Origin of the sequence: Cetobacterium sp., assembly GCF_048470075.1 — a bacterium.
Lineage (GTDB): Bacteria > Fusobacteriota > Fusobacteriia > Fusobacteriales > Fusobacteriaceae > Cetobacterium_A.
On the sequence record NZ_DBGBQB010000210.1, the window covers coordinates 1 to 1614 of the forward strand.

The window sequence follows — 1614 nt, forward strand, 5'->3', positions numbered from 1 at the left end:
TTCAAAGTTGATTTATCAGAAATGATTCCTCTTAATTCATATGCTTTTGAAGTATATAAGTTACAAAAATATAAAAGTAATAAAGTTGGTTTTGTTAAATTCGAAAGTAATGATTACTCAGTTCTTCCAAATTTTTTAAGCAGTGAAGTTTGGCTAAAAATATTTGTTGATAAAATTGAAATTTTAGATAATAACTATAAACTTTTAACAGATCATAAAAGAACATATAAAAAAAATATAAAATCAACTAATTGGAAGGATTGGCTCAAAGTCTTAGAGCGAAAAATATCAGCACTTGAATACACTGATTTTTATCAAGAACTCCCTGAAATTTGGAAAATATATTTTAAATCTAAAGATTACATTGAAAAAAGAAAAATTGTCTCAGCTCTTTCTGAAATGCTAATAAGTAGTGATTTAAGTATGGCAACAAGAGCGCTTGAGTCTAATTTAGATAAAGGTATAAATGATGTTTCATCGCTAATTACAACTTTCAGGGCATTTAATGAGCCAAATAAAATATATACAGAGCTTAAGCCTGAGGAGATAAATACACCTTATCAAAATTCAATGGAACCAGAGTTATCAATATATGATATTTTAATGGGAGGGAACTAAATGGACACGCTAGAAAAGTACTGTAAAAAACTTAAGTTAGGTAGTGAGATTTTAGAGGAATATGAATCTATTCCTCTAAGTGATAAAAAAGATTTTTTAACAAATGTACTAGAGATAAGTATAAATTCTCAAGAAATTAGAAGGAAAAATAGGCTGATTGCTGAGGCTAAATTCGATGTTGTTAAAACATTTGAAGGCTATTGCTTTGATGATATATAATTACCCGAAGGCTTAAATTTAGAGGAAATTAAAACTGGTGATTTCATAGAAAAGAGTCACAATTTAATTTTTTATGGTTCCGTAGGAACAGGAAAAACATATTTAGCAACAGCGATTGGTGTTGAAGCTTGTAACCAAGGAAAAAGAGTTAGGTTTTTTAAGGTTGCTACTTTAATAAATGAATTAATAGACGCATATAATAAGGCAACTCTTGGTAGATTTTTGAAGAATTTAAAAAAATATGATCTAATTATTCTAGATGAACTGGGATATGTTCCAATAGGAGAAAAGGGCGCAGAACTACTATTTCAAGTCATCGCTGATTGTTATGAGCGCAAAAGTTTAATTATCACAACTAATATTGAATTTTCTAAATGGAATGGAATTTTCATGGATAAAAAGATTACAACTGCAATATTAGATAGAGTAATTCATTATGGACATTTAATAATTTTTAGTGGAGAAAGTTACAGATTAAAAAATGCTATATCAAGAAAAAATGCTGGTGCTCTTTAAAAGTGCTACAGTGCTGCTAAAAAAAGGGGAGTATAAATAATTTTGTGTAAATAATAATTGCAGACCTTCTAGACTAATGATGTAATAACATTAAAATCTAGGAGGTTTTTTTATGGCAAGAAAAAGAATTGTTTCTGAATCTAGAAAAAAAGTTATTCAAGATTTTCTCGCAGAATATCAACCTAAAACTGCTAAAGAATTGCAAGAAATTCTCAAGGATTTAATGGCTGATACTGTTCAATCTATGCTTGAAGCTGAAAT

3 protein-coding genes are annotated in these 1614 nt (G+C 28.4%); all 3 read left to right on the forward strand.

Going from position 1 to position 1614, the window contains the following annotated elements:
• On the forward strand, positions 1 to 618 hold a 618-nt coding region (locus ACMOUI_RS07495; RefSeq protein ID WP_418965109.1), incomplete at its 5' end, for a Mu transposase domain-containing protein.
• Positions 619 to 837 (forward strand): hypothetical protein, encoded by a 219-nt coding sequence (locus ACMOUI_RS07500; protein ID WP_418965110.1) that lies wholly within the window; start codon positions 619 to 621, stop codon positions 835 to 837. It begins immediately after the preceding gene.
• A 27-nt stretch (positions 838 to 864) separates the two neighbouring features.
• Positions 865 to 1353 carry an IS21-like element helper ATPase IstB gene (istB, locus tag ACMOUI_RS07505; RefSeq protein ID WP_418965111.1) on the forward strand — a complete coding sequence of 163 codons (489 nt, stop codon included), beginning with the start codon at positions 865 to 867 and terminating at the stop codon, positions 1351 to 1353.
• Positions 1354 to 1614 lie beyond the last annotated feature (261 nt).

Coding starts and splice junctions, on each gene's coding strand:
- ACMOUI_RS07500 (WP_418965110.1), top strand. CDS start 619: ATGGACACGCTAGAAAAGTACTGTAAAAAACTTAAGTTAGGTAGTGAG.